Genomic DNA, 19,211 nt, shown 5'->3' on the forward strand with positions numbered 1-19,211 from the left:
TCCCTTTTTGAGATAGCCTCAAATCATTATTGTTGAGCTGCTTGTTTTGCCGCTTCAATGGCCGCTTCATAGTTTGGATGATTCGTCGCTTCTGATACATACTCAACATATGTCACGCGATCGTTGCGATCCACCACAAATACAGCACGAGCAAGTAAACGTAGCTCTTGGATGAGTACACCGTATGCTTGGCCGAATGACACATCACGATGGTCAGATAATGTCACAACGTTTTCTAATCCGTTTGCTGCGCACCAACGCTTTTGTGCAAATGGCAAATCGACGCTAATCGTTAATACTTTTACTCCTTCGATGCTTCCTGCTTCTTCATTGAAACGACGTGTTTGGGCATCACAAACGCCTGTATCAATAGATGGCACAACACTAATTAAACGAACAAATCCTTTTGTATCATCTAATGTCACTGGTGATAAATCGTTAGCAAGCACCGTAAAATTCGGAGCTGCATCACCGACTTTCACTTCGTTACCGATTAATGTGACAGGATTTCCTTTAAATGTAACCTTCGCCATAGTAAGCCTCCTCGTTATATAAGATACAGGCTCATCATAACGTAATTAGATGAAAAATTCAATTATTTCGATTGAGACTAAATATCAAAATCTGATGCTTCATGTTGCTGCTGCGGCTTTTCTTTTTTCTCAAACATTTGTTGAATTTTTTCAATCGCTTGCGGGGCTAAGTCTAAAATTTTCTCGTATAAATGCGTGCTTTCGTCCACATGCAACAATTTCACACCGGAGCTGTTCACAATTAAAAAAGCAATTGGCGTAATGGATACTCCACCACCACTTCCTCCGCCGAACGGATGAGCTTCTTTTTGTTGTTCATGCCCGCCATTTAACATAAACTCACTACCGCCTGCCGCAAAGCCGAAACCGACTTTCGAAACGGTTAAAATGACACTTCCATCAGGTGTCTCGACAGGATCACCAATAATCGTATTCACATCGATCATTTGTTTTAAGTTTTCCATCGCTGTCGTCATTAGTCCTTCAATTGGATGTCCACTCATGTTCATTCCTCCTAGAAACTTTTGCCCCTTTTTTCCAATGTTTAACGACCTTCAGTCCTGCTAATATAGCATAACCGATTCGAAAACGGATCATACATGTAAACGACATACGCGACAATGCCCCTTGAAAAAAAGGCACGATAGAAATGGAAGGAGTGCTACAAACGTTCATATATTTACTAATCATCGCCACCATCCAATATTTTACTGACCATCCAGTCCCAACAAGCATCGCTGTTTTTGCTGCGTCCCCAACCCCGATTTGTGTATGCCATTGAAACTGTAAAACCGACACATGTTGCAAAAACTTTTTCATGATTGTATGTAAATGAACGATTTGGTTTAGCCATTGTTTCAATTGCGCTAGACGTTCGCGAGCGTCGGTGACAGTAAACGTTGTTTTTTCGTCTTTTCCTGTTGTTGTTTTTTGCTCTGTCACTACTCCAGCTTCCTTTTTCGATATTTCAATGAGCGGAACAACAAATCGGTAATGGAATATGCGAAGGATACGAACATCAATGGTGAATTGATCATTATCTTGTGCATGTTGAAATTGAATCGTCATGTATACATGTAAAAAAGGAATGAACGTTAAGAAGGCAATAAAGATGATGGCAATAATAAAAATCATCGGTTTTTCACTTCCTTCCCGATGACATTTTCGACAAAAACGAGCAAAATTAAACGAATAAATTCGCAATGAATGGAAAATAAATGATAAAATAAACGTGAGGACATTTTAACGGAGGGAAAACGATGACTGAACGCCGTAATCGCATGTACTTTTTTCATAAACATGATGAAGAAACGACAAAGCAAGTCCAACCGCTTATTGAACTCGCCAAACAGTATGGATTTCAAGTCATGGACGATGCGAAGCATGCAAACATTATTGTAAGCGTAGGTGGCGATGGGACATTTTTACAAGCCGTCAGAAAAACAGGCTTCCGTGACGACTGCTTATATGCCGGTATTTCGACGTCGGGTTCATTAAGTATGTATTGTGATTTTCATATTCATGATACGGACAAAATGATTGAGGCGATGACAACCGAACAAATTGAAGTGCGTAAATATCCAACGATTTACGTTACAGTAAATGACTCTACATCATTTTATTGTTTAAATGAATGTACGATTCGTTCAAGTATTATTAAAACATTTGTCATGGACGTATTTATTGACCATTTGCATTTTGAAACATTCCGTGGGGATGGCATGATCATTGCTACACCGACGGGAAGTACCGCCTACAACAAATCGGTCAATGGGGCAGTCGTAGACCCGATGCTTCCTTGCTTTCAAGTAAGCGAATTAGCATCGCTAAACAACAATCGTTATCGCACCCTCGGTTCATCATTTATTTTAAGCGGAAACCGAAAACTTACATTAAAAGTCGTACAAGACGGAAACGACTATCCAATTATCGGGATGGATAATGAAGCATTAAGCATTCAACATGTTGAAAAAATTGATATTGCATTAAGTGGAAAAGTCATAAAAACGGTCAAGTTAAAAGATAACTCTTTTTGGGAAAAAGTAAAACGAACATTTTTGTAAAAAGAGGCATAACGCCTCTTTTTACCATTTTCTTCGATCAACAAGACACCGTTCCTCTTCGTTTATACGATGTACAGAAACGAATGTTGGAGTCACACGAATGACGTTGTTAATTTTTTGCTTCGCTTCTTCACCCAGTTCTTTTTCGGTGTAAATCGTTAATTGATCACGGTCGTTTTCGTTTGTCACAATGGCCTGGAATATCGGACACCCCACTTCCGTCATCACTTGCTTTAACTGTTGTTCATGAACAAACATTCCTTTCACTTTTACACTAGTTCCGACACGTCCAAGCACACCGACGATACGCTCTCCTTTGTAGCCATCAACCCACCGTGAAACATCTCCCGTACCAAACCGAACGAGCGGATACGTCCGATCAAATATCGTAACAACGATTTCCCCTTCTTCATCAAGCGGTACGCCTGTAATCGGGTCGCATAATTGCACGATCGCACGTGAACTAATTTTTAAGCCCGATCCCTCTCGATCTTCAAACGCGATACATCCGCAATCAGCTGTGCCATATCCTTCAAAAACGCGAATACCTCTTTGTTCAAACTGTTCACGCATGCTTTCTGTTAACTTCTCTGCGGTAAAAAACGCCTTTTCTACTGCGACACGCACTCTCTTTTCATCCGCGTACTGCAACAATAAATGTAAAAAACTTGGTGTACCGACATATCCCGTCACTTGTAAATCGCTCATAAGTTGCACTTGCAGTTCGCGATTGCCCGGTCCTGCAGGAACGACTGTCGCTCCGATCTGACGAAGGGCGCTATCAAACATAAAACCTGCTGGAGATAAATGATAAGAAAACGTATTTTGAACAATATCATCTTTCGTAAAACCTGCTGCTTGAAGCGCCTCTGCAAATCCCCAAACGTCTTGATCGTCTCCTTGTGGATCGTAAATCGGTCCTGGAGACATAAATATGCGCGCCAATTCATTCGATCGTTTTGTAATCATATTTCCAAATGGCAACGCATGTTTTTGGAAAAGAGGCAATTGTTCCTTTTTTAATACAGGAATACGATGAAGTTGTTCAATCGCTTCTAGTTCATACGGATCGATATTTTCAGCGTCTAATCGCTTGCGCAATGCAGGCGACTGCTCATACGCCTCAATTAAAAATGATTTCCATCTTTCCACTACAACCACCGCTTTCTCCGTTTATACGACTTCACTTCCCGATAATTTTTTCGTCCTTTTTCACTTATGCCGAGGTAAAATTCTTTTACATCTTCATTTTCAAGCAGTCTCTCAACAGGACCATCCATGACAATGCGACCGTTCTCCATAATGTATCCGTAATGCGCAATCGACAACGCGATATTGGCATTTTGTTCAACGACGAGAATGGTCGTTCCTTCTTCTTCGTTAATTCGTTTAATGATCGAAAAAATTTCTTTCACAAGTAGCGGAGCAATTCCTAACGACGGTTCATCAAGCAATAAAATTTTCGGTTTTGCCATCATTCCTCGACCAATCGCTAACATTTGTTGTTCTCCACCTGATAAATATCCAGCTTGTCGATGACGTAACATATGAAGCTTCGGAAAGTAATGATATACTTTTTGCAAATCAGCTTTTATGTTTTGGCGATCTTTACGCGTATGAGCACCGACGATTAAATTTTCTTCTACCGTCAAATGTTCAAACACCCGCCTTCCTTCCATACATTGAAAAATACCTTTTTTCACAATTTCTTCTGCATCTTTTCCTTCGATTCGTTCCCCATATAGCTCAATATAACCATCAGTCACTTCACCGTCTTCACTTCTTAACAGTCCCGAAATTGCTTTTAGCGTTGTTGTTTTTCCTGCCCCGTTACTGCCAAGCAACGCGACAATTTTTCCTTCTGGAATGACCATCGACATTCCTTTAAGCACGAGAATGACGCGATTATACATCACTTCCACGTTGTTTAACGTAAGCATCCGTCTCCCCCTTTCTGAAAGTAAAAGGGTGCTTCCCGTTGAAAACACCCTTTCATTCACTTTAATATCCGAAGTAGTCTGTAAACACTTTAAACTGTCCGTTTTCTACTTTTGCTAGACGAATTTGATTTGTTCCCGCATGGTTGTCAGCCGTAAACGTAACTGGTGCAGCTAAGCCTCCCAAATCAAGATCTTTTAATTTTTCTAATCCTTGACGAATGCCTTCTCCACTCGTTGGATCGTCCGCCTGCTTAATTCCTTCCACTAAAATTTTTGCTGTCACCCATCCTTGAATAAACTTTTGGTTTTTATCCTCTAACTTTTCACCTTTGCTCGCTAAGTACTCTTTCACTTCAGCCATGCCTGGTAAATCTTCATATGGAAACGCATGCGTGACAACGCCGATGAACCCTTCTGCCGCATCCCCTGCAATTGGAAGCAATCCTTCACCAGTTGTCCAGTTTAAACCAATAAATTGTGTTTCAATGCCTAGTTTTTTCGCATCTTTTAAAATCGTTGCTGTCGCTCCCCATGTTTGTTGAATAATCGCATAATCCGGTGCTTTTTTCTTCATATTTAGAAGCTGGGACGTCGCATCAAGCGCTTTTAAGTCAACAATTTGTTCATCCACAATCTCTACTCCAATTTCTTTCGCGAAATCTTTTGCATCTTGAATTGGCGACTTTCCAAATGCGGTGTCGTTGTAAATGAGCGCAACTTTTGGCGTGCCGCCTGTATGATTTTCTTTAATCCAACGGAGCACCGAACGAGCTTGATCGGAATACGATGCAGCTGTTAAAAAGTTGTATGGACTTTCTTTCATATTTTTTAAATTTTCTGAATAAGAAGCGGAGAAAAACGGTAGCTTATCCGCTGCCACTTGTTGTCGTAACGCTTCTGTATCGGCTGTTCCCCATCCTAAAATGGCGGATACTTTGTCGCTTGACTTGTATTTTTGATACAACTTTTGTGCTTCAGGAATTTTATACGCATAATCTTGACCAACAAGCTCAATTTTGTAGCCGTTTACTCCCCCCTTTGAGTTAATGTATTCAATATACGCTTTCTCTCCTTCTGCATACGGTGTACCAACATCACCGGTTGCACCTGTAATATCAAACAGTGCACCAATTTTAATCGTTCCTTGCTCTTTTCCACCCTCTTTTGTCGGTTCTGTCGCTGCCTTGTCACCTCCTGAACATCCAAACAACATGCTTGCACCAAGAAGCAATGTGGCGAGTAACGCACCTTTTTTCTTCATTCATTCATCCCCCTTATGTTTTCTCATTTTTATATAAAGCGGTTATCCCGCTTTATTACTTCGTATAAGAAAATGGCCAGAGGCGAAAATAATTTTTTATATTGGACCAAATTTTATTTAGTCCATCTGGCTCATACACGAGAAATAAGATGATCACAACCCCGAAGACAACTTCTTTCATACCAATGAGAACAGCTTCTAACCCAGGAAACGTACCGCTTAATACATCGACAACGCTCCGTAAAACAACTGGCATAAGCGTAATAAACACAGCTCCATACAATGAACCGAACACGCTTCCTAAGCCACCGACTAAAATCATCGCTAAATATTCAATTGAAACGGAAATGCTATAAAGTTCTGGGCTAACGATCATCGTGTAATGCCCAAGAAGCGCACCAGCAATACCAACGAAAAATGAACTAACGAAAAAGGCAAGCACTTTGTATTTAAATAAATCAATCCCCATCACTTCGGCAGCAATATCGCGATCGCGCACAGCGATGAATGCGCGTCCGACACGCGTGCGAAATAAATTCAGAGAAAAAACAATCGTGATAAGTAAAACGACAAACATTAAGTAATAATAGCTCGTTTCACTCGTAAACGTAAACGAACCGATTTGTGGACGACTCAACACAAGCCCCGCTGTACCTCCAGTTAACGAGTCCCAACGTGAAATGACAAACAAAATGATTACTTGTGCGGCCAGCGTGGCGATCGCTAAATATAGCCCTTTTAAACGCAGTGATGGGATCCCAAATAAAGCACCGACAAGCGCTGTAATGAGACCAGCAAGCGGGAAAGCGATCCAAAAGCTAATGCCTAGCTTTGTCGTTAAGATGGCGGATGTATATCCTCCTACTCCTAAAAATGCACCAACCCCGATTGAAATTTGACCAGTAAACCCTGTCAAAATATTTAATCCGATGGCTCCAATGGCTGCGATACCACATAATGTCGCCAAACCGACTACGTAGTCTGTCGCAACCATAGGAAAAAGTGCAAATAGCGCAACAATCGTTACAATACGCCAGCGCACACGTGCAATTTTCCAAATCGCCATATCTTGCTTATAATCGACATGGAACTCACCACATTGCATCACAAACGGATTTCGCACCATTTCTCACACCCTTTCAATTTCTTTTTTACCAAATAATCCGTACGGTTTGACCATAAGAATGATGACGAGAATGACAAACGGAATGACTTCTTTCAAACCGCCGCCGACAAGCGGATCTAAATATCCTCCTGTCATGCTTTCAATGATCCCGATGAAAATCCCACCGATAATTGCCCCAGGAATGCTGTCAAGCCCACCTAAAATAGCAACCGGTAACACTTTCAATCCGATCAGCGAAAGCGAAGAGTTAACTCCATTAATATTTCCTAATAGCACTCCGCCAACTGCTGATACAATTGCTGCAATCGCCCATGCAATTGCGAAAATCGTTTTTACGCTAATTCCCATAGACAAAGCTGCTTGTTGATCGTCTGCCGTCGCCCGCATCGCGATCCCAAACCGTGAATATTTGAAAAATAACGTAAAAATGATGAGCCAAATCATTACGATGACAAATGACCATGCATATACAGGAGCAATAATGACTTCACCAAACTGCAATGGCTTTTCAGAAAAAACAGGTGGATATACACGCGTTTCATGTCCCCAAATGATATGGACGATTCCTGCAAGTACACTCGATAGCCCGATCGTTGCCATAATCATAGAAATGACCGGTTTTCCAATGAAAGGACGCAACACTACTTTCTCTACACTCCAACCGAGCAATGCACTAAACGCTAGAGCAAGCAATAGCGCCGCAATAAATGGAACGTTATAGCTAGCAACAAGCGTTAAACAAACGTATGTTCCAATGAGTAAAAACTCGCCTTGCGCAAAATTAATGGCATCACTCGATTTGTAAATGAGTACAAACCCTAGCGCAACAAGTGCATATACACTCCCGACAACGATGCCGGTTACAAGCATTTGTAAGAAAAAAGCCATTTACGCTGCTCCCTCCCCTTCATCAATCGAGACGACTTTTAACGTCGTTTTAATGACTTGTTCTTTGCCATCGCGATATTTGATTGTTCCTTCTACAGCGATATGATCTGTCTCTGAATACATCCCTTCAATAAGTGAAGCATATTTTTTGGCGATAAATTGACGACGCACTTTTTTCGTTCTTGTTAACTCTTCATCATCTGCATCGAGTTCTTTATAAAGCAACACAAATTTTTTCACACGCGCTTTCTCTGGAAGCGATTGATTAATTTCGTTTACTTGTTCTTGAATAAGTTGAATCACTTCTTGTTTCGCAGACAAATCAGAATATGTCGTATAAACGAGTTGATTTTTTTCTGCCCAACGCCCGACGTTCGCCATATCGATGTTAATGATTGCCACAACGTATGGACGATCGCGACCAATAGCCACAGCTTCTTGAATGTACGGGCTAAATTTCAATTTGTTTTCAATAAATTGTGGCGAAAACATCTCACCCGTTTGTAAACGAATGACATCTTTCAAACGATCAATAACATACAAATGACCGGTTTCATCTATATACCCTGCATCGCCTGTATGCAACCAGCCGTCCTCAATCGTTTCTTTCGTTGCTTTTTCGTTTTTATAATAGCCACAACATACACTCGGGCTTTTTAATAAAATTTCACCTTGCTCAGAAATTTTCACTTCCGTTTCTGGGATTGGCAAGCCAACGCTATCCACTTTAATGTCCCCATCGCGATGAACAATCGCAATGCCTGATACTTCGGTTTGACCATAAATGCTTTTCACATTCACACCGATGCTATGGAAAAAGCGAAATACATCTGGACCTAACGGGGCGCCACCTGTATATGCCCGCTTTAAACGCAACAACCCAAAATGATCTCGAATGGCACTAAACACGAAATAATCAGCCAATTTATACAAACATTTCGTCCAAAATGAAACATCGCTTTTCGTAAAATGAGCTTCTGCTACTTTTTCTCCGATTGGTCTGCACCATTCATACATTTTTCGTTTGAACCAACTCGCATCTTGAATGCGCACTTGAAATTTTGAAACAATATCTTCATAAATGCGCGGTGGTGAAAACATGACGTGTGGTCCAATTTCTCGTAAATTTTCAAATACTGTTGAAGGCTCTTCTGGGAAGTTCACAACTATGTTGCAGTGGAATGCCATAGAAATGGTCATCATTTGTTCGCCTATCCAAGCGAGCGGTAAAAATGAAAGGTATTCGTCTTGTTCGTCAAGTGGGTCGATTTTTGCGAGGTTCTTTGCCATTTCAAATAAGTTGCGATAAGAAAGCTCCGTTCCTTTTGGATTGCCTGTCGTTCCAGATGTATACGATAAAATGGCAATATCATCATAGCATCCTTTCTGCACTTCATCATCAAAATATGTTGGATGCGTTTGTTCAAATTGACGACCGAGCGCTTGCACATCTTGAAAGTATAATAGTTTATCGTGTTTGTAGTTTCGCATACCACGTGGATCATAGTAAATAATATGTTTCACTTTTGGAAGATTTTTTTCTACTTCAAGCACCTTATCCACTTGTTCTTGATCTTCAACGACGACAAACGTTGCGTCACAATTGTCAATAATGTAAGCAAGCTCATTCGGTAACGACTCTTGATAAATGCCGACAGACACCCCTCCTAAACTTTGCGTTGCGAGTTGGCTAAACACCCATTCAGGTCGGTTATCCCCGATGATCGCAAGTTTATCGCCGCGGCGAAACCCGAGCGAAGCAAGCCCTAATGCGAACGCTTTCACTTGTTCGTAATAGTCGCCATACGTATATTCGTTCCAAATGCCGTAATCTTTTTCACGCAATGCGACTTGATTTGTTTTTTGCCGCGCACGAACGGTTAATAGCTGCGGAAACGTCATTTGTTCCATAAAACTCCCCCTTTACACCGCATGTTCTTCTCCTAAATACGCTTCAATGACGCGCGGATTTGTTTGTACTTCTTTTGGCGTTCCGTACGCAATCAATTTTCCAAAATCCAACACAGCAATATGATTGGATAAATCCATGACAACACCCATGTCGTGCTCAATTAAAATAATTGTCGTCTTTTTTTCTTCGTGAATATCGATGATATAGCGCGCCATATCTTCTTTTTCTTCGTTGTTCATGCCGGCCATTGGTTCATCGAGCAACAGTAAATCTGGTTCCATCGCTAATGCCCGACCGACTTCTACCCGCTTTTGTAAACCGTAAGATAGCGTACCAACAGGCACATTGCGTACATGTTCAAGCTCTAAAAAATCGATCACTTCTTCGACTTTATAACGGTGCTCTACTTCTTCTTTTTGCGCTTTTCCCCAGTACAATCCCCCCGCAAGCACGCCTGTTTTCATGCGCACATGTCTGCCAAGCATAAGATTGTCCAAAACAGATAAATGAGGAAACAATTCGATGTTTTGAAACGCCCGTGCAATCCCTAAAGCTGCACGTTTATGTGGTTTGACATGCGTGATTCGTTCACCTTTGAAAAAAATGTCCCCCTCTGTCGGTTTGTACAAGCCGCTAATACAGTTCAACATGCTCGTTTTCCCGGCTCCATTTGGTCCAATAAGGGAAAAAATCTCCCCTTCTTTTACTTCGAAAGAAACAGCATCAAGCGCTAAAACACCACCAAAACGAATAGATACGTTTTGCACGTTTAATATGCCCATTTCATCCCCCCCTTTTTTTCTTTATTTCTCTCTCTTTCGATAACACTTTATGGGCGTTTTCATATGTTTATGACCTTACACATCGAAAAACCAAAATGTAAGCGTTACCAAAAAGAGAGATAAAAACATTTTCTTAATTTTAAGAAAATTCTAAAAAGAATAATACAAAAAATTTTTTTGTTCGTCAAGCTTTTTCCGCTCCGAATAAATCGGAGCGGAATATATTACTTTTGCATAGCTTTCATTTCACGCTCACGCAATTCAACACGACGTATTTTCCCAGAAGTTGTTTTTGGTAGATCATCAACAAACTCGATTTTGCGCGGATATTTATACGGCGCTGTTAGTTGTTTCACGTGCTCTTGAAGCTGCGGAATTAAATTCGGGTCGTTTTTATCTACCCCTTCTCGTAGCACAATAAACGCTTTAACAACGTGTCCCCGAATTTCATCTGGGCTAGCGACAACCGCACATTCTTTCACAAATGGATGTTTCACTAACGCATCTTCCACTTCAAACGGACCAATCGTGTAACCTGAGCTAATAATAATATCGTCGCCACGACCTTCAAACCAAAAATAACCTTCTTCGTCTTTTTTCGCTTTATCGCCAGTAATATAATATTCTCCACGAAACTGCATCGCTGTTCGTTCTGGGTCTTTATAATAACACTTAAATAAAGCTGGCGTTTCGACGTGAACCGCAATATCTCCGACTTCTCCAACCGCACAAGGCTCACCGAACTCATTAATAATTTCAACACGATTCCCTGGTGTCGGTTTCCCCATCGAACCTGGCTTTATTTTCATTCCTTTCATCACGCCGACAAGCAACGTATTTTCTGTTTGTCCATATCCATCGCGGACTTGAACACCAAAATATCGCTCAAACGTATCAATGACTTCTCGGTTTAACGGTTCACCTGCAGATACAGCGCTATGCAAGTGCGGCAATTTATATTGGGAAATCGCCGGGACTTTAGCCATCAAACGATATTCTGTCGGTGTACAACAAAGTACGTTAATATTATATTTTTCTAAAAGCTGCAAATATTTTTCTGGCTCAAACCGACCGTAGTACACAAATCCTGTCGCTCCAGAGCCAAGCGTCGATAAAAACGGGCTCCATACCCATTTTTGCCACCCTGGACTTGCTGTTGCCCACACAAGGTCTCCTTCTTCAATACAAAGCCAATTTTTTGCTGCTGTTCGCAAATGCGCATATGCCCAAGCGTGCGTATGCACTACACCTTTCGGATTGCCTGTCGTCCCCGATGTATAAGATAAAAACGCCATATCTTCACAAGACGTCTCTACAGCAACAAATGCATCACTTTGTTTTGCCATTTCTTCATGTAAATCGAGCCATCGCTCAGTCGAACCGCCGACCGAAAATGCGACCATATTTTCCATACCCTCAATAGGAATGAATTGCTCAACATATGGAAAATAAGCAATAACCCCTTTCACTTCCCCATGCGAAATCCGATATTGCAAATCTTTTGTACGCAACATCTCGGAACTCGGAATAACGACAAGCCCGGCTTTCAACGCACCTATATATACCGCATACGCTTCTAACAAACGCGGGAGCATCACAAGCACTTTATCTCCTTTTTGCAATCCATGATTAACGAAAGCGTTTGCAATTTTATTCGCCTGTTTCATTAGCTCAACATATGTAAGCTCTTTTGTTTCTCCCGATTCACTCTCCCATTTCAACGCCATTCGGTTTGGATCGTCCGCATACTTTTCAAACTCGCTTGTTAAATTGTACTTTTCTGGTGCAATTAAATTCATTTTCCTCTCCCCCTTACCGTATGATACAAAAAAATTATACAAAAAAATCGAATAATTTTGTATAACTTTTCTAAAAATTTTTAAAAAATAAAAAACTCGGTAGGATGAACTACCGAGTTTTGTCACCTAACATTTATTTTTGGCTACTCAATTGTTGTTCTGCCATTTTCACAAGACGTTTCGTAATCTCGCCACCGACAGAACCGTTTGCTCGCGCAGTTGTATCTGGGCCTAACTGCACGCCAAACTCTTGAGCAATCTCATATTTCATTTGATCAATCGCTTGTTGCACACCAGGGACGAGCAATCGATTTCGATTTGCCATTTGTTTTCACCCCCTCGCAACTATAGGTTGTGCAAAACAAATGAACTTCATACGTCTAAAAGAGCTCGTCCAATGGCTCATTCGGTTTTAACGTGATCGTTTCAACACGCGCAACCGTTTCTGTAATCATTTCATCTAAAGGCAAAAACTTTTCGTATTGGATAATTTTTTCTTTTTTTGGCTTCGTCTTCGGTGCTTTTGGCGTAAAAATCGTACAACAATCTTCATATGGACGAATAGAAATGTGATGTGTACCAATTCGTTCAGCAATCGCAATAATTTCCGTTTTGTCCATTGAGACGAGCGGACGAAGAATTGGCGTCGTTGTAACATCGTTGACAACGACCATACTTTCAAGTGTTTGACTAGCAACTTGCCCTAAACTTTCCCCAGTTACAATCGCCAATCCATTTTCTTTTTTGCGAATTTCATCTGTAATGCGCAACATCGCACGCCGCGTAGCGATCAACGAATAATTTTCCGGCACTTGTTTATAAATCGCTTGTTGCAACTCGGTAAACGGTACAATATGAAGACGAATCGTACCACCAAATTCCGTTAAACGCTGCGCTAAGTCGATCACTTTTTGCTTCGCTCGCTCACTTGTGAATGGGGGGCTAAAAAAGTGAACAGCCTCAATTTGCAAGCCTCGCTTCATTGCCAAATATCCAGCTACTGGACTATCAATTCCACCAGAAAGCATAAGCATCGCTTTCCCACTCGTTCCAACAGGTAAACCACCCGCTCCTGGTACGTCATATGCAGTAATGTACGTTCCTTCCTTTCGTACTTCAACACGAACGTCAATGTCTGGATGATGGACGTCGACCGTTAAGCCCGTTGTGTTTTTCAGCACATAACTACCGAGCTCATAGTTTAATTCATTTGTTGTGATCGGAAATTGTTTATCCGCTCTTCTTGCGGATATTTTGAATGTTTTCCCTTCGTATGGAAATTGTTTCACGAAAAATAATGTTGCTTCTTTTATTTTTTGCAAGTCGCTCTCTGTCTTTAATGCCAAACTTAACGATTGAATACCGAACACTTCTTGCAATTTTTCAATGACAGGTTGCGGTGGTGTATGATGTAGTCGAATGTACATCCGATCGCGCAACGCTTCAATTTGAAGGTTCGGAAAATGTTTCAATTTTTTTGCTATATTTCGTTTTAAACATCGTACAAATTGTAAACGATTTTTTCCTTTTGTCGACATTTCACCGTAACGAATTACAATATGATCATACGTCATTTCGTTCCCCTCACTACTATTTTTAATCGTTCATATGCTTGCTCAATGGCTTCAATAATGATTGGGACATGCTCCATTTGTTGTTCGTATGATAAACTTATGCGAATCGAACGCTCCGCCCGCGTTTTTTCGATTCCCATCGCTAACAATGTTTTACTTGGCGCTTTTTTACGAGATGAACAAGCTGATGTTGTCGATACGTATATATGTTGCTTTTCTAATTCGTGAACAAACGTTTCTGATTTTATTCCTTTTAGTGAAAAATGAATAATATGTGGAGCTGATTGTTCAAATGGCGTGTGAACACGAATACCTTCAATCGTTTGTAAGCGTTCGATGAGCGCTCGTTTCATTTTCTCAAGTCGATCATATGCCTCATGATACTTTTCCACCGATAATCGTAACGCTTTCGCCATCGCAACAATAGCAGCGACATTTTCTGTTCCTGAGCGCAATTGCATTTCTTGTGCCCCTCCCGATAAAAGCGGAGAAAGGCGCACACCTTCGCGAACGTACAAAACTCCTGCTCCTTTTAATCCATGAAATTTATGAGCAGATATCGTATATAAATCCACATTCGCACGTTTTAAATGAAGCGGCAACTTCGCCGCACCTTGCACTCCATCAACGTGAAACAACACTTTCGGATATTTTTTCAACATCGCACCAATTTGTTCAATCGGTTGAATAGAGCCTACTTCGTTATTTACATGCATGACAGAAACGAGAATTGTATCATCGCGCAACGCTTGTTCAATATGTGTTGGAGAAACGATACCACGTTCATCAACAGGTACATATGTAACTTGAAAACCGAGTTGTTCTAGCTGTCTGCACGCCTCGGTGACAGATGGGTGTTCAATCGCTGTTGTAATGATGTGGCGGCCGCGCTGCTGATGTTGCCAAGCCGCACCTTTAATGGCTAAATTGTTTCCTTCCGTCCCACCTGATGTAAAAATCACTTCGGTCGGCTTCACCTCGAGCAAACGTGCGATTTGTTCTCTCGCTTGCGTGAGCAGTCGCTCGGCTTGCATACCTAGTCCGTGTAGCGAAGACGGATTGCCAAAATAATCGCTCGCGACTTTTAAAAAAGATTGTAGCACTTCTGGAAACGGTTTTGTTGTGGCGCTATTATCTAAATATATCATCGCCCAAACCTCCATTACGTTCGTATACAAACAGCCTTCTTATATTATCACATCTTTATTCAAAAAAGAAATGATCAAAGAATATTTTAAAGATTGAAACTTTTGATAAAAACGACAAAATTTTTATTTTGTATGGTAGTATATAGGCTGGTACGGAGACAACAAAGGAGGAGCAGTATGTCGAAAAAAGATTTAATGGCTATCGGTTTTATGTTATTTGCTTTATTTTTCGGCGCTGGCAATATGATTTTTCCTCCTGCCCTTGGACAAGCAGCAGGAGAAAACGTATGGATTGCGATTGCAGGCTTTTTAATAACCGGCGTCGGGTTGCCTGTGTTAGCAGTCAGCGCCATTGCAAGAACAGGAAGTGATTTACAACAATTAGCTAGCCGAGTACATCCTATATTTGGTGTTATCTTCACAACTGTTATGTATTTAGCAATTGGTCCGTTTTTTGGTATTCCGCGGACAGGTACGGTATCATTTGAAATTGGCGTGACACCATTTTTACCTGAAACGGTCGATCGATCCGTCATGTTAGCGGTGTATACTGTTGTTTATTTTAGCATATCCCTTTGGTTAGCGTTAAACCCTTCGAAATTAGTTGACCGAATTGGGAAGTTGTTAACACCGCTTTTGCTCGTTGGTCTTACATTATTTTTTATAAAAAGCATATGGACGCCTATGGGCACAATCCAAAAACCGACGGATACGTATGCAGACGCTCCGCTATTTAAAGGGTTTATTGATGGATATTTAACGATGGACGCCATTGCAGCACTCGTTTTTGGCATTATCGTCATTCAAGCGATTCAACAAAAAGGAATTACAAATACAAAACAAATCACTAAACTTTGTATTCAGGCTGGCTTTATTGCTGCTTCTGGATTGACGCTCGTTTATTTATCACTCGCTTTCATCGGTGCCTCAAGCGTACAAGCGATCGGCTATCGCGATAACGGCGGAGAAATTATTAGTCAAGCAGCCACTTACTTATTTGGTCAAGCTGGTACAATCATTTTATCGATCATTATTATGCTAGCATGCTTAACAACATCTGTCGGTTTATTGTCATCATGCGCAAGTTATTTTTCGAAAATTTCGCCAAAGTTTTCTTATCGAACTCTTGTCATCGTGATGAGCGGCTTTAGTGCTGTCATCGCAAATGTCGGTTTAACAAAGCTTATTTCGTTATCGATTCCTGTGCTTATTATCATTTATCCGTTAGCCATCACTCTTGTCGTTTTATCATTTTTACATGACTATTTCAACGGAAAACAAGCGGTTTACATCGGAGCGCTAGTTGGTACGTCTCTCGTTAGCATCGTCGATGGCCTGAAAACAGCAGGATTTGACGTATCAGCGATTTTATATGTATATGAAAAAACATTGCCGCTTTTTGAACAAGGAATTGGCTGGCTCACACCAGCACTTATTGGTGGACTGATCGGGCTATTACTAAACAAAACAAATCATGTCGCACGTACCGAAAGAAAAGCAAGCTAAAACGAGTGAAAGGGTCACCCCTTTCACTCGTTTTCTTTTAACCACTGGCGGATGCGTTCGAATGCCCCTTCCTCCACTTGTTCTACCGCAGCGATGGCTTTTTGTAACGCCAGTTCGTATTCGTATCGTCGGAATAGTTGTTCCGCTTCCTCTAATCCCGCATTTACCGCATGAAAACGGCGACGATAGCGGTTGCCGTATTGAATCACGCTCTCCGCTAATTGAGCTTGCTCAATCATTTCTTTCGTTTGATCATATACGTTTTGCACGAAAACAGTTGCCTCATCCAACGCTTGATGAACAGCTTCCATATTTAACGGTTTCCCATCTAGCGTAAGCGATACGCGCGTTAAACTTTCACGCGCCTCGCTTACTTGCAACATATAAGATTCTGGCAACCCAGGAAGTTTGCTTTTTTTCACGAGTCGAATCGCTTCAGACAATTGTTTTTTCATTTCTGCTAACTTTTCGCGCGCCGCTAGCTCGTCTTTGCGCAACGCATATAAATGTTCGCGGAATTGAACATGTTTTTCTTTCACCGTAGCAATTTGGGCCAAAATTTCTTCTAGTTCTTCACGAATCAGCGAGTAAGCTAAACGTTCTTCAATCATTTTCTTTTGAATTAACATGAATCGTTTCATTAACTGTTGTACTTGCTTTTCGATTTGTCGATATTTGTCAAGATCGCTTTGCGATAAATGGTAGCTTTGTTGTACAAACAACGTTTCATCGCGTGTTTCTTTCGTCTCTTCTTCTAATTCGTAAAGCGTTTGTTCAATTTTTTCTGTTTCTTCATGGACAAAACGTTCTGCATACACTTCTTTCTCTAACAAATCGTACAGCGTATCCACATCTTCTTGCACCTCACGAAGCAGTTTTTCTGCTTCATCTACAGCAAGCGTTTCTAACAACGCAAGCACTTCCGATACTTTTCCACGGATCGCTTCCACTTCTTTTTCCACCGGAAGATGATCAAGTACATATTCTTTTTCTAACAATTCACGATATCCTTCAATAATGTTGTCCAGTTGTGCCGGAATTTCAACTTGCACATCGCTTAACAAAAGCGGAATATGTTCAATAAAACGATTTAATTCATTTAGTTCGTTTTGAATAAGCAGCACAACTTCACGAGCAGCCAAATAATTTCCTTCCGTCGTTAGCTGCTCAAATGATTGAAACTGTTGTTGAAGCTCGTTTAATCTTGCTTCAAGCGCAGCTTCCGTACACCCAAACGTATGGCGTTGGGTAAGCATCGCTTTTTTCACGTGACGATACTTTTCTTTTAGCTGTTCAATTTCTTCACGATTTTTCTCTTCACTTCCGACTAATTCTTGCAGCTCTAATAAAATACGCTGAATGTTCCCTTCAATTTCTCGTAGTTGTTGCTCCGTTTGACGTAACGCCTCTTTTGCTTTCATAAATCGATATTTGACAACCGCTTCTTCAATATCAAATAGCTTTTCTTCAATATTCGGCAATTGAACAGTAACAATATCATCCCATTCATTTCGCCACTTTTCAAACAGCTGCTCCGTTTCTCCCATCATATTTAATGATTTAATTTTTGACAGCTCTTCTGGAACAGGACGATTCATTAAAGAAATCTTCCACTGCTCCAATTGATCAATTTGTTTATATAAACGTTTTCGATGCACATATGTATATGTAAGTCCTCCGATGACGAGGAGCGCACTAATCGCTACAAATTCCATAATGGGCCTCCTTGTTGTCAAACTTTCTTTTTTTATGGAGAAGGCATTTTCTTTTCAATGATTTTATGATACCATGTTAGCAACATTTTTTGAGCAAAAATTTTAATTTTTTTCCTAAAAAACGTGATTTTTGTCGAAGTTTGCGCCTAAAGGAGTGACTAATGTGCGCGATGGGCATATTCATACACCATTTTGCCCTCACGGAAGCGACGATGCGCTCCATGAATATATTGAAAGAGCCATTTCGCTCGGTTATACAGATATTTCATTTACTGAACACGCACCGCTTCCGAAAGGATTTATAGACCCAACCCCTTACCAAGATAGTGCAATGAAAGAAGAGCAACTAGCGTCGTACGTATCCATTTTACAATCATTAAAAAAACAGTACGAAAGAAATATTCGTATTCGCATCGGATTAGAAGTTGATTTCATTCTCGGATATGAACAAAAAACGAAGGAGTTTTTAAATGAAATTGGTCCACAATTAGATGACAGCATTTTATCTGTTCATTTTTTACACGTTGACGATCGATACATGTGTATCGATTATAGCGAAGACATGTTTGGCGACATCGTTACATCATTTGGTTGCATTGAACGAGTGTACGATGCATATTATCGTACTGTTTTAGCTTCTGTTGTAGCCGATTTAGGGGTGCACAAACCAAAACGGATCGGACATATAACACTCATCCGCAAGTTTCATCGCGCATATCCGTGTGAATACGATGCAACAAACATCATCGCACACATTCTCGATGAAATGAAAAATCGTCAACTGGAGCTTGATTATAACGGCGCTGGCGCAGTAAAACCGCTTTGTTTAGAGCCATACCCACCTCATTGGGTAGTCAAGGAAGCCGTCAAACGCGGCATCCCTCTTGTGTATGGTTCAGATGCCCACTCGGTCGCTGGCCTTCACCAAGGAGTCGAACATATGTTGATATAAAGGAGTGAAGAA

At 40.9% G+C, this 19,211-nt stretch carries 18 protein-coding genes; 3 read left to right on the forward strand and 15 right to left on the reverse strand.

Translation table 11 applies throughout. The features are described from left to right. Positions 1-26: 26 nt before the first annotated feature. The 3 genes from tpx to LD028_RS17175 form a co-directional block, all read right to left on the reverse strand. Positions 27-533: a thiol peroxidase gene (gene tpx / locus LD028_RS17165; protein ID WP_006320821.1), complete on the reverse strand. Its 507-nt coding sequence runs from the start codon at positions 531-533 to the stop codon at positions 27-29. 77 nt (positions 534-610) lie between these two features. Then, entirely contained in the window at positions 611-1,036 is a 426-nt protein-coding gene (gene ytfJ, locus LD028_RS17170) for a GerW family sporulation protein (RefSeq protein ID WP_237812495.1), read from the reverse strand. Next, positions 1,017-1,667, reverse strand: a complete 651-nt coding sequence (locus tag LD028_RS17175; RefSeq protein WP_237812496.1) for a DUF2953 domain-containing protein — start codon at positions 1,665-1,667, stop codon at positions 1,017-1,019. The genes ytfJ and LD028_RS17175 overlap by 20 nt, the downstream gene beginning before the upstream one ends. 125 nt (positions 1,668-1,792) lie before the next feature. On the opposite strand from LD028_RS17175, the gene LD028_RS17180 reads away from it, so the two are divergent. Next, positions 1,793-2,596 carry an NAD kinase gene (locus LD028_RS17180; RefSeq protein ID WP_035020096.1) on the forward strand — a complete coding sequence of 268 codons (804 nt, stop codon included), beginning with the start codon at positions 1,793-1,795 and terminating at the stop codon, positions 2,594-2,596. A 21-nt stretch (positions 2,597-2,617) separates the two neighbouring features. Here LD028_RS17180 and LD028_RS17185 read toward each other — a convergent pair whose 3' ends face one another. The 11 genes from LD028_RS17185 to LD028_RS17235 form a co-directional block, all read right to left on the reverse strand. Continuing rightward, positions 2,618-3,748 (reverse strand): phenylacetate--CoA ligase family protein, encoded by a 1,131-nt coding sequence (locus tag LD028_RS17185; protein WP_237812497.1) that lies wholly within the window; start codon positions 3,746-3,748, stop codon positions 2,618-2,620. Further along, positions 3,748-4,536: an ABC transporter ATP-binding protein gene (locus LD028_RS17190; RefSeq protein WP_035020094.1), complete on the reverse strand. Its 789-nt coding sequence runs from the start codon at positions 4,534-4,536 to the stop codon at positions 3,748-3,750. Before LD028_RS17190 ends, LD028_RS17185 begins: the two co-directional genes overlap by 1 nt. 61 nt (positions 4,537-4,597) lie before the next feature. Next, positions 4,598-5,797, reverse strand: coding sequence for an ABC transporter substrate-binding protein (locus LD028_RS17195; protein WP_237812498.1), 1,200 nt, complete (start codon positions 5,795-5,797; stop codon positions 4,598-4,600). A 55-nt stretch (positions 5,798-5,852) separates the two neighbouring features. Next, on the reverse strand, positions 5,853-6,923 hold the full coding sequence (locus LD028_RS17200) for a branched-chain amino acid ABC transporter permease (protein WP_237812499.1): 1,071 nt from the start codon (positions 6,921-6,923) through the stop codon (positions 5,853-5,855). A gap of 3 nt (positions 6,924-6,926) precedes the next feature. Beyond that, complete coding sequence (locus LD028_RS17205; protein ID WP_006320798.1) at positions 6,927-7,811, reverse strand: branched-chain amino acid ABC transporter permease; 885 nt, start codon at positions 7,809-7,811, stop codon at positions 6,927-6,929. Continuing rightward, a complete protein-coding gene (locus LD028_RS17210) occupies positions 7,812-9,722 on the reverse strand; it encodes an AMP-binding protein (protein WP_237812500.1) in 1,911 nt (636 codons plus the stop codon). Between the two features lie 12 nt (positions 9,723-9,734). Continuing rightward, positions 9,735-10,505 carry an ABC transporter ATP-binding protein gene (locus tag LD028_RS17215; RefSeq protein WP_006320796.1) on the reverse strand — a complete coding sequence of 257 codons (771 nt, stop codon included), beginning with the start codon at positions 10,503-10,505 and terminating at the stop codon, positions 9,735-9,737. A gap of 224 nt (positions 10,506-10,729) precedes the next feature. After that, positions 10,730-12,304: an acyl-CoA synthetase MbcS gene (gene mbcS, locus LD028_RS17220; protein WP_237812501.1), complete on the reverse strand. Its 1,575-nt coding sequence runs from the start codon at positions 12,302-12,304 to the stop codon at positions 10,730-10,732. 133 nt (positions 12,305-12,437) lie between these two features. Continuing rightward, a complete protein-coding gene (locus LD028_RS17225) occupies positions 12,438-12,629 on the reverse strand; it encodes an alpha/beta-type small acid-soluble spore protein (protein ID WP_012574180.1) in 192 nt (63 codons plus the stop codon). A 55-nt stretch (positions 12,630-12,684) separates the two neighbouring features. Beyond that, a complete protein-coding gene (thiI, locus tag LD028_RS17230; RefSeq protein ID WP_006320793.1) occupies positions 12,685-13,878 on the reverse strand; it encodes a tRNA uracil 4-sulfurtransferase ThiI in 1,194 nt (397 codons plus the stop codon). Next, positions 13,875-15,026, reverse strand: a complete 1,152-nt coding sequence (locus LD028_RS17235) for a cysteine desulfurase family protein (RefSeq protein ID WP_237812502.1) — start codon at positions 15,024-15,026, stop codon at positions 13,875-13,877. The genes thiI and LD028_RS17235 overlap by 4 nt, the downstream gene beginning before the upstream one ends. Before the next feature lie 177 nt (positions 15,027-15,203). On the opposite strand from LD028_RS17235, the gene brnQ reads away from it, so the two are divergent. Beyond that, the gene (brnQ, locus tag LD028_RS17240) at positions 15,204-16,532 is read left to right on the forward strand and encodes a branched-chain amino acid transport system II carrier protein (protein WP_237812503.1); all 1,329 of its coding nucleotides are present in this window, start codon (positions 15,204-15,206) and stop codon (positions 16,530-16,532) included. 23 nt (positions 16,533-16,555) lie between these two features. On the opposite strand, the gene ezrA is transcribed toward brnQ, so the two are convergent. After that, positions 16,556-18,247 carry a septation ring formation regulator EzrA gene (ezrA, locus tag LD028_RS17245; RefSeq protein WP_237812504.1) on the reverse strand — a complete coding sequence of 564 codons (1,692 nt, stop codon included), beginning with the start codon at positions 18,245-18,247 and terminating at the stop codon, positions 16,556-16,558. Between the two features lie 163 nt (positions 18,248-18,410). Here ezrA and hisJ point away from each other — a divergent pair, with 163 nt between their 5' ends. Continuing rightward, a complete protein-coding gene (gene hisJ, locus LD028_RS17250) occupies positions 18,411-19,199 on the forward strand; it encodes a histidinol-phosphatase HisJ (protein WP_237812505.1) in 789 nt (262 codons plus the stop codon). Positions 19,200-19,211: the final 12 nt, after the last annotated feature.

The sequence above is a fragment of the Anoxybacillus sp. LAT27 genome (assembly GCF_022030075.1).
In the GTDB taxonomy this organism is placed as follows: Bacteria; Bacillota; Bacilli; order Bacillales; family Anoxybacillaceae; genus Anoxybacillus; species Anoxybacillus kestanbolensis.

Excerpts from the sequence above, each read along its gene's own strand:
- ezrA (WP_237812504.1), bottom strand. The coding sequence starts at position 18,247 with ATGGAATTTGTAGCGATTAGTGCGCTCCTCGTCATCGGAGGACTTACA.
- LD028_RS17225 (WP_012574180.1), bottom strand. The coding sequence starts at position 12,629 with ATGGCAAATCGAAATCGATTGCTCGTCCCTGGTGTGCAACAAGCGATT.
- thiI (WP_006320793.1), bottom strand. The coding sequence starts at position 13,878 with ATGACGTATGATCATATTGTAATTCGTTACGGTGAAATGTCGACAAAA.
- LD028_RS17210 (WP_237812500.1), bottom strand. The coding sequence starts at position 9,722 with ATGGAACAAATGACGTTTCCGCAGCTATTAACCGTTCGTGCGCGGCAA.
- LD028_RS17180 (WP_035020096.1), top strand. The coding sequence starts at position 1,793 with ATGACTGAACGCCGTAATCGCATGTACTTTTTTCATAAACATGATGAA.
- LD028_RS17195 (WP_237812498.1), bottom strand. The coding sequence starts at position 5,797 with ATGAAGAAAAAAGGTGCGTTACTCGCCACATTGCTTCTTGGTGCAAGC.
- LD028_RS17190 (WP_035020094.1), bottom strand. The coding sequence starts at position 4,536 with ATGCTTACGTTAAACAACGTGGAAGTGATGTATAATCGCGTCATTCTC.
- LD028_RS17200 (WP_237812499.1), bottom strand. The coding sequence starts at position 6,923 with ATGGTGCGAAATCCGTTTGTGATGCAATGTGGTGAGTTCCATGTCGAT.
- ytfJ (WP_237812495.1), bottom strand. The coding sequence starts at position 1,036 with ATGAGTGGACATCCAATTGAAGGACTAATGACGACAGCGATGGAAAAC.
- LD028_RS17235 (WP_237812502.1), bottom strand. The coding sequence starts at position 15,026 with ATGATATATTTAGATAATAGCGCCACAACAAAACCGTTTCCAGAAGTG.
- LD028_RS17215 (WP_006320796.1), bottom strand. The coding sequence starts at position 10,505 with ATGGGCATATTAAACGTGCAAAACGTATCTATTCGTTTTGGTGGTGTT.
- LD028_RS17205 (WP_006320798.1), bottom strand. The coding sequence starts at position 7,811 with ATGGCTTTTTTCTTACAAATGCTTGTAACCGGCATCGTTGTCGGGAGT.
- tpx (WP_006320821.1), bottom strand. The coding sequence starts at position 533 with ATGGCGAAGGTTACATTTAAAGGAAATCCTGTCACATTAATCGGTAAC.
- brnQ (WP_237812503.1), top strand. The coding sequence starts at position 15,204 with ATGTCGAAAAAAGATTTAATGGCTATCGGTTTTATGTTATTTGCTTTA.
- LD028_RS17175 (WP_237812496.1), bottom strand. The coding sequence starts at position 1,667 with ATGATTTTTATTATTGCCATCATCTTTATTGCCTTCTTAACGTTCATT.
- mbcS (WP_237812501.1), bottom strand. The coding sequence starts at position 12,304 with ATGAATTTAATTGCACCAGAAAAGTACAATTTAACAAGCGAGTTTGAA.